Source organism: Kamptonema animale CS-326 (assembly GCF_028330895.1).
Taxonomy (GTDB): Bacteria; Cyanobacteriota; Cyanobacteriia; order Cyanobacteriales; family Microcoleaceae; genus Kamptonema; species Kamptonema formosum.
In genome coordinates this window covers 1-9407 of record NZ_JAQMUA010000370.1, presented here as the reverse complement: position 1 = coordinate 9407, position 9407 = coordinate 1, and the positions used below count along the sequence as shown (strand labels likewise).

General features: G+C 47.8%; 6 protein-coding genes. 3 read left to right on the top strand and 3 right to left on the bottom strand.

Annotated features, from left to right (window positions below):
* Positions 1–130 precede the first annotated feature (130 nt).
* Entirely contained in the window at positions 131–2002 is a 1872-nt protein-coding gene (locus tag PN499_RS21540) for a DNA-directed RNA polymerase subunit gamma (RefSeq protein WP_272034472.1), read from the top strand.
* A 185-nt stretch (positions 2003–2187) separates the two neighbouring features.
* Complete coding sequence (locus PN499_RS21535; RefSeq protein WP_272034470.1) at positions 2188–6363, top strand: DNA-directed RNA polymerase subunit beta'; 4176 nt, start codon at positions 2188–2190, stop codon at positions 6361–6363.
* Positions 6364–6413: 50 nt separating this feature from the next.
* Here the strand turns inward: PN499_RS21535 and PN499_RS21530 are convergent, their stop codons facing one another.
* A complete protein-coding gene (locus tag PN499_RS21530; RefSeq protein WP_272034468.1) occupies positions 6414–7646 on the bottom strand; it encodes an HhoA/HhoB/HtrA family serine endopeptidase in 1233 nt (410 codons plus the stop codon).
* Between the two features lie 278 nt (positions 7647–7924).
* Here PN499_RS21530 and PN499_RS21525 point away from each other — a divergent pair, with 278 nt between their 5' ends.
* Positions 7925–8278 carry a metal-sensing transcriptional repressor gene (locus PN499_RS21525; protein WP_272034466.1) on the top strand — a complete coding sequence of 118 codons (354 nt, stop codon included), beginning with the start codon at positions 7925–7927 and terminating at the stop codon, positions 8276–8278.
* 83 nt (positions 8279–8361) lie between these two features.
* Here the strand turns inward: PN499_RS21525 and PN499_RS21520 are convergent, their stop codons facing one another.
* Positions 8362–8817, bottom strand: coding sequence for a helix-turn-helix domain-containing protein (locus PN499_RS21520; protein WP_157135597.1), 456 nt, complete (start codon positions 8815–8817; stop codon positions 8362–8364).
* Between the two features lie 200 nt (positions 8818–9017).
* Positions 9018–9224 carry a hypothetical protein gene (locus PN499_RS21515; RefSeq protein ID WP_272034462.1) on the bottom strand — a complete coding sequence of 69 codons (207 nt, stop codon included), beginning with the start codon at positions 9222–9224 and terminating at the stop codon, positions 9018–9020.
* Between the last annotated feature and the right edge of the window lie 183 nt (positions 9225–9407).

Below are 9407 nucleotides of genomic sequence, written 5' to 3'. Positions count from 1 at the left end.
ACTAAAGTCGCTACTACAAATTTGAAGAAGGCACTTAAATCGTTACTACCTAACAACCAATTAACTAACCACTAACAACTAACCATTAACAACTAACAACTAACAACGAACCACTAACAAAGGCGTAAATATGGCTAAATTAGAACAAAGATTTGACTACGTTAAAATTGGGTTGGCTTCTCCAGAACGGATACGACAATGGGGAGAAAGAACTTTACCAAACGGTCAAATAGTAGGGGAAATTATAAAACCAGAGACCATAAATTACAGAACATTAAAACCCGAAATGGACGGCTTGTTTTGCGAGCGGATATTCGGGCCTGCAAAGGATTGGGAATGTCATTGTGGTAAATACAAAAGAGTCAGACATAGAGGCATTGTCTGCGAAAGATGTGGTGTCGAAGTCACTGAATCTCGCGTCCGCAGACACCGGATGGGCTTTATTAAATTAGCAGCTCCAGTTGCCCATGTTTGGTATCTCAAAGGTATCCCTAGTTACATGGCAATTCTATTAGATATGCCCTTGCGGGATGTCGAACAAATTGTCTATTTCAACGCTTATGTAGTTCTCAACGCCGGCAATGCCGATAATCTTACTTACAAACAACTGCTGGCTGAGGATGCTTGGCTAGAAATCGAAGACCAACTCTATAGCGAAGACTCGGAGTTGTCCGGCGTAGAAGTTGGTATTGGTGCAGAAGCATTGCAAACTTTACTGCAAAACATCAACTTGGAATTAGAAGCAGAACAGTTGCGAGAAGATATTGCCGGCGCAAAGGGTCAGAAGCGGGCAAAACTAATTAAGCGCCTGCGCGTGATTGACAACTTCATTGCTACCGGCTCAAAACCAGAGTGGATGGTGTTATCAGTAGTTCCCGTCATTCCCCCCGACTTGCGACCGATGGTGCAACTAGATGGGGGTCGGTTTGCTACTAGCGACCTTAACGATCTCTATCGCCGCGTAATTAACCGCAACAATCGCCTCGCGCGACTCCAAGAAATTCTCGCCCCAGAAATCATCATCCGCAACGAAAAGCGGATGTTGCAAGAAGCTGTAGACGCGCTGATTGACAATGGTCGTCGGGGACGCACAGTAGTAGGAGCAAATAACCGCCCGCTGAAGTCCCTCTCAGACATCATTGAAGGCAAACAGGGGCGCTTCCGGCAAAACTTGCTGGGTAAACGGGTTGACTACTCTGGTCGTTCCGTGATCGTAGTCGGGCCCAAGCTGAAAATCCATCAATGCGGCTTACCCAGGGAAATGGCGATCGAACTGTTCCAGCCTTTCGTCATCCACCGCCTGATCCGTCAAGGATTAGTCAACAATATCAAAGCAGCGAAGAAGTTGATCCAGCGCAGCGATCCTTCAGTGTGGGACGTGCTCGAAGAAGTAATCGAAGGGCATCCAGTGCTGCTTAACCGAGCTCCAACCCTTCACCGCTTAGGAATTCAAGCTTTTGAGCCAATTTTAGTAGAAGGGAGAGCAATACAATTACACCCCTTAGTTTGTCCCGCATTTAACGCCGACTTTGATGGCGACCAAATGGCCGTTCACGTACCTCTATCCCTAGAGTCTCAAGCGGAAGCAAGGCTGCTAATGCTGGCCTCTAATAATATCTTGTCACCAGCGACAGGACGGCCAATCGTAACGCCTTCTCAGGATATGGTGCTGGGTTGCTACTACTTGACAGCGGAAAATCCCCAGGCCCAAAAAGGGGCAGGTCGCTATTTCGCTAATTTTAACGATGCAGTTATTGCCTACGAACAGGGGGTAATTCATCTCCATTCTTACATCTGGGTGCGCTTTGACGGCGCAGTGGAAAATGTGGAGGCGGAGGGCGATCCGAAGGTGGAAAATTTGGCGAACGGTAGTGTGAGTAAAGAGTACAAATTCCGTCGAGTTCGTGAGGATAAAGATGGGGTGATGCTTTCTCAATACATCCGCACGACAGCGGGGAGAATTATTTATCACCAAACAATTGAGTCGGCAATTAATAGTTAATGGCTAATGGCTAATGGCTAATAGCTAATGGCTAATGGCTAATGGTAAGAAAAAGTTGTGAGTTAAAGATTTAATTTCATAACTGATATGTACCAAATTAGCAATTAGCAATTAGCAATTAGCAATTAGCAATTAGCAATTAGCAATTAGCAATTAGCAATTAGCAATTAATAACAGGAACGATAATGGCAGACAACAAAGTGATTTTTCGCAACCGTGTTGTGGATAAGGGCCAGCTCAAGAAATTGATTTCTTGGTCATTCACTCACTGCGGAACAGCGCGGACGGCAACTCTGGCAGACCGCCTCAAAGATTTGGGTTTCAGATATGCAACTAAAGCCGGGGTTTCTATTAGTGTAGATGACTTGGTAGTGCCACCATCAAAGCGATCGCTAATTGAAGCAGCCGAAGAAGAAATTCGCATAGCCGAAACTCGCTATACAAGGGGAGAAATTACGGGGGTAGAACGGTTCCAGAAAGTAATTGATACTTGGAATAGTACCTCCGAAGACCTTAAAGATGAAGTTGTGAAGAATTTCCGGGCTTCAGATCCTTTGAACTCCGTGTATATGATGGCTTTCTCTGGGGCGCGGGGCAACATCTCCCAAGTCCGCCAATTAGTAGGAATGCGAGGCTTGATGGCAGACCCGCAAGGGGAAATCATCGACTTGCCAATTAAAACTAATTTCCGGGAAGGATTGACAGTCACCGAGTATATTATTTCCTCCTACGGAGCACGCAAAGGATTAGTAGACACGGCATTGCGGACGGCAGATTCGGGTTACTTAACGCGGCGACTGGTGGATGTTTCCCAAGATGTAATTGTCAGAGAATTTGACTGCGGGACAACGCGATCGCTGCGAGTCCGTCCCATGTCTGACGGTCAGAAAATATTGATTCCCCTCAGAGACAGGCTATTTGGGCGGGTATTGGCCGCAGATGCGCTCGACCCGAAAACGGGAAAACCAGTCAAAGCGGGAGATTTATTGGCAGTTCGCAATCAAGCCTGCGATGAAGAGTTAGCCGTCGCGATCGATAAAAGTGGGTTATCCGAAGTGATGGTGCGATCGCCCCTGACTTGCGAATCAACGCGGTCAGTTTGCCAGCACTGTTATGGTTGGTCGTTAGCCCACGCCGGGATGGTGGATTTGGGAGAAGCTATCGGCATTATTGCCGCGCAGTCGATTGGGGAACCGGGTACGCAGTTAACGATGCGGACTTTCCACACGGGGGGCGTATTTACTGGGGAAGTCGCCAAACAAGAAAAGGCGGAGTTTGCCGGTACCGTCCGCTTTCAGGATTTGCGCGTCCGTCCTTTCCGCACCCGACACGGGGAAGACGCATTCGTGGCAGAAAATAATGGTCTGTTAGTGCTAACGGGGGCTGAGGGATCTCAAGGTAAAAAAGCTAAAGCCCAGAAAGTAGCGATCGCCGTCGTCCAAGGTTCGACGCTGATGGTCAAAGATGGGGCAACGGTGCAACCAGGGGATTTCTTAGCGGAAGTGCCTCTGGCCGGTCGCGCCGCCCGGAAAACTACGGAAAAAGTGACCAAAGACGTAGCGACGGATTTAGCGGGCGAGGTCAAATTCGATGGCGTAGTCCCGGAAGAAAAAACCGACCGCCAAGGGAACACCACCCGCATTGCTTCCAGGGGAGGTTTGATCTGGATTTTATCGGGGTCAGCCTACAACTTACCGCCCTCGGCAGAACCCGCAGTCAAGAATGGCGATCGCATTAAATCTGGTGGCGTACTGGCTCAAACCAAGCTAGTCTCAGAACATGGCGGTCTGGTGCGGATTGCTGACCAGCGGGAAATCGAAATTATCACCGCTTCCGTGCTCCTAGACCGAGCTAAAGTGCGGGTAGAAAGTGCCGGCGGCCGCGACCACTATACGATTGAAACCGTAGCCGAACTGGGAGAACTCGGAATTGAGAGCGAGGAAACTGGGGAAACTGCCAGCGGAGAGTCTTCAACTCCAAACTCAAGACTCCAAACTCAAAACTCGAATAAAGTACAGCGGTTTTCGCTGTTAGCTACTCCCGGCTCTAAGGTACAAAATGGGGAAGTTGTCGCTGAGTTAATGGACGATACTTACCGCACTGCCACCGGGGGAATTATCAAATATGCCGGCGTGGAAGTACACAAGCGCGGTAAGGCAAAACTGGGCTACGAAGTAGTCAAAGGCGGCACCTTACTCTGGGTTCCCGAAGAGTGCCACGAGGTAAATAAGGATATTTCCTTGCTGTTAGTAGAAGACGGTCAATATGTCGAAGCTGGGGCAGAAGTCGTCAAGGATATTTTCTGCCAAACTAACGGCGTAGTCGAGGTGATGCAGAAAAATGACATCCTCCGCGAAATTGTGATTAAACCAGGGGAACTGCATTTAATTGATGGCCCCGTTGGTGCTTTGGCCGAAGGCAAAATCGTCAATCCCGGCACTGAAGTCATTCCGGGCTTAATTGCAGAAGAACTGAGGTATGCCGAGTATGTAGAAACTACTGAAGGCCCAGCCTTATTATTGCGGCCAGTAGTAGAGTTTCCCGTACCCGATCGTCCCAGCGTACCCTCTCAAACGGCGATCAGCGAATCCATTGCCCTACGAGCCGTACAGCGCCTACCTTATAAAGATGGGGAACGGGTGAAGTCAGTCGATGGCCTGGAGTTATTGCGGACGCAGTTGGTGCTAGAAATTGGTAACGATGCCCCTTATTTAGCTGCGGATATTGAGCTGTTGCCCGATGAAGAAGAACCGGGTTCGATGCGTTTGCAACTGGTGATTCTGGAATCTCTGGCGATTCGGCGAGATGCGATCGCAGATTCTACTCAGGGCAGTACGAATACTGGCTTGTTAGTTAAAGATGGCGATGTCATCGCGCCGGGGGCAGTAGTGGCGCGGACGGAAATTCTTTGTAAGGAATCTGGGGAAATTCGCGGTATTCGTTCTCGCAGTAACGAACCTGTACGCCGGATTTTAATCGTTCGCGATGCCGATTTGATGTCAATTGAGGTTTCCGGGGCTCTGGCAATACAGCCCGGATCTCTGGTGGTGGCCGGTGCGGAAATTGCCCCCGGAGTGTTTATTGAGGAATCTGGCCAGGTGATTTCTGTGGAGGCAATAGCAAGCGAGAACGCAGAGGGGGCCACATCCGCCGTAGCTGTTCCCAAAAACCGCTTAACGATGCGAATTGCCCGGCCTTATCGGGTTTCCAATGGTGCTGTTCTCCACGTCCAAGATGGCGATTTAGTACAACGGGGTGACAACTTAGTGATTCTGGTCTTTGAACGAGCGAAGACGGGAGACATCATCCAAGGGTTGCCTCGGATTGAAGAGTTGCTGGAAGCCCGGAAGCCAAAGGAAGCCTGTATTTTGGCTAAGCGGGCTGGTGTTGCTCAAGTCGATATGGATGAAGACGGGGCAGGTATGAAGGTAATTGAGGATGATGGTCGGATTGAAGATTATCCGATGTTACCTGGTCAGAATGTGGTTGTGTCTGAGGGGCAACGGGTGGAGGCTGCCGATCCTTTGACCGATGGCCCAGCGAATCCCCATGAGATTGTGGAGATTTTCTTCTCAGCTCTCAAGGAGCGCGGGGTTTCTACTTGGGATGCTGCTTTGCAGAGTTTCCAGCAGGTACAGGCGTTTTTGGTGAATGGGGTGCAGGAGGTTTATCAGTCTCAGGGGATTGATATTTCTGATAAGCACATTGAGGTGATCGTCCGCCAGATGACGAATAAGGTGCGGATTGATGATGGTGGCGATACGACGATGTTGCCTGGGGAACTGGTCGAGTTGCGGCAGGTAGAACAGGTGAATGAGGCGATGAGTATTACTGGTGGTGCGCCGGCGGATTATACTCCCGTGCTACTGGGGATTACTAAGGCTTCCCTGAATACTGATTCGTTTATTTCCGCAGCTTCGTTCCAAGAGACGACGCGGGTGTTGACTGAGGCGGCGATCGAGGGTAAGTCTGATTGGCTGCGAGGTCTGAAGGAGAACGTGATCATCGGGCGGTTGATTCCGGCTGGGACTGGATTCAATGCCTATGAGGATTCTATGAATGCCGATCTAGCTTACGATGCTGGGGTATTTGATGAGGGAGTTGAAGGGGTTGAGGATGTGGTTCTCGACGATCGCATTGCTCGCCGCGCTTATACGTCTGACCGCAGTTTCGATGTTAAAAGTGCTGCGGAGGACGATGTTGATGTCGATATTGATGTCGATGATGAGGATGATGATGATTTTGAGGAGGAGGCGATCGTTATTGATGATGAATTAGAAGAGGGCGCTGAGGATGCGATCTCTTCAATCATGGAAGATGATGACATGATTGGCTATGACTTTGATGAGGATGAAGATTAAATGGTTAACGGTTAACTGTTAACAGTTAACCGTTAACCATTAACCATTAACTATTTAAGCTGCGCTGTTGTGACGTAAAGCTCTTTTGTTACGTCAAGACGGCGCACTTTTAGTTTTAGGTTTTGACCAACTCTGCTATTTTCTACGATGTTTTGTACTTGAGCGGCGCTGGTGACAGCTTCGTTGTCAATCTCGACTATGACATCGCCACTGCGAATTCCTGCTTTTAGAGCGGGGGTATCAGGCATAACTCGCATAACAAGTACGCCTTTTATTTCTGACACTCTAAAAGGAGCATTGGGGTCAGCATTATTTTCTCTGGCGATTTCTGGGGTAAGCGTGACCATTTGGATGCCTAAGAAGGGGTGGCTGACTTCTTCTCCTTTGGCTAATTGGGTGATAATTGTTTTTGCTTTGTTAATGGGGATGGCGAAGCCTATTCCCATTGCATCAGGACGAATGGCTGTGTTAATGCCGATTACTTCTCCAGAGTCATTGAGGAGAGGGCCGCCGGAGTTGCCGGGGTTGATGGCTGCGTCAGTTTGAATGAAGTCGAGCCGCTTGTCGGGGATGCCAACTGCTGCGGATGAGCGTTTGAGGGTGCTGATGATGCCGAGGGTTACGGTGTTGTCAAATCCCAGGGGGTTGCCAACAGCGATCGCCCAGTCTCCTACTTGTACAGCATCGGAGTTTCCTAAGCTAGCAATGGGTAAATTGCTACTTGGGGCGGTAATTTTAACTGCGGCTAAGTCTGTGATTTCGTCTGTGCCGAGTACTTCTCCTGTATAGATAGTGCCGTCGTTTAAGGTGACTGTTACTTTATCTGCGCGATCGACTACGTGGGCGTTTGTGAGTACAATCCCGCTTTTGTCGATGATGAAGCCGGAACCTTGACCTCGGAGGCGCTCTGAGCGCGGAATTTGGGAGCGTAAGTCGTCTCCAAAAAAGCGACCGAATAAGGGATCGTTATAAAATGGGTCGAGGGAACGAGTGACTGTACGCTCGGTGTCAATTCTGACTACGGCTGGCCCTACTCGCTTTACCGCTGCGGCGACGAAACTGCCGTGAGTTTCTGGAGCTGGGGAACTACGAAGTGCAACTTGAAGCTTTGCAGGTAATATTTGCTGGCTAGAGCTAGGCAGATCGGGGAGGCTTGCAGCGATCGCTGATTGTGGTGGTAAGCTGAAGCTGAAGGTGGCGATCGCTATCGCCAATGTCATTACCAACAGACGGGCAATAATTTGGGCGCGAAGCGACGGCTGTGAAAACTTTAAAAATCCCATAGCGTCAATCTTTCTCGGACTAGGTTGGTTAAGTTTAGAGAGGTTTTCGTAAACTCTCTGATGTGCAGTTATGTCTTCTTAAAGATATTCTGACAGTTAAAATACAAAAATTCAGAACTTAGAATCAAGCGATCGGAGTTCTACTTAGTGGTAGGGTGAGCGATCGCTGCCAACCATCTCTAGCTCTGAAAAACATCGCTTGTTTGCGGGAGCGCTCACCTGACGTTTAATTTTGGCCCTCTACGATTATATTAAATTTTAATTATTGACAAACCAACATGGTTTTATCTAATCCAGACGCTGACCAACCCTTGGAAGCAGATGGCCACCACCATCACCACAGCCACTCTGCTCACCCTCACGTTCACAATGAAGCATCTCTTCGCCGGATAGTGAATCGGCTTTCTCGGATTGAGGGACACATTCGCGGTGTGAAGACAATGGTACAAGAAAGTCGTCCTTGCCCTGAAGTGTTAATACAGATTGCTGCTGTTCGAGGGGCCTTAGATCGAGTGGCGCGGATTATTCTGGACGAGCATCTAACTGAGTGTATTGGTAGGGCTGCTAAAGATGGTAATATTGAAAGTGAGATTGAAGAACTCAAGGCGGCTTTGGATCGATTTTTACCTTAGATGGCTAAAAAGCTGACCGTATAAACATTCTTCCTTCTCTCCTAGATAACTAAATTTTTCTTCCTTCTTCCTTCTTCCTTCCCTTAAGTTTTAGCTAGTTTGGCTTTCAGTTGATATCTAACTGTGGCATAAACTGCTTTGTAGGAGGCGTTAATATTGTACTCTTGCTGTAACCACTCTTGAATTTCTGCGTAGCTCTTGAAGCTTTTTTGAGGATCGCTAAGTCGTAGTTTCAAATCGGCACGGGCCTTAGCAGGAATAGCGGGTTTTCGGCCTCCGCTGTGCTTTGTTTCTAGGAGTCCATACAATCCGTGAGTGCGGTACTTTTTTAACCAGCGCTGTACTGTAATCCTATTTACTCCGATAGTAAGTGCTAAGTCTTTTACTGTCTTGACTTGACAACTTTTGAGCAGATACAAGGCTTGAATTTTTTGAAAGCTACTAGCAGTTTTTTGTTTTGTTAATAGGCTCTTAAGTTCTTCGGCTGTTTCTGCGATCTCGATCTTGCATACCCCCACCATATCAATTACCTCATCCAAGAGCGTATCTCGCCCGAAACTTATTGATTGTTACTCACTGCTAAGCGGAAAATTGTGGAAGAATGCAGAATTCATAAGTCATTATTCTGAATAATTTCTACCAATCTCTGACTACTGACTCCTGCATTCTTTTTGTGGTAAGAAAATATGTTTATAATAAAAGATAATTGGTTTTTGACAGTATTCTAGAAGGCTCAGAGTTAATCTACAACTCTGATAGCACCCTGACGCAGACTTTCAAACATCCGATTGATAGAGTTTTGTTCTTCAGAACTCAGAAAATCTTTTGCCAGTAACATCGACATCAACCGCCGCTGATCGGTACGGGTAATTCTCCGAGCAGAAAATATTTCTAACACTATTTGCTCGATACTGAGTTGGGGAGCGCTGACTTGAGGTGTCATCATTTTTTGGGGAACTCAACACTATCAGTATCATTTATACATACCCTTCGACGTGCGATCGCCAACTCTTAAATTACAGCACTTCCGGATGTTATGAGGTACAGTAGCAGCAGTTAGTAAACCAATTTTTTAAATGTTTCGGATTCATTAAGTCAAGAGCCACAGCAATTATGGTGTCAACCATTT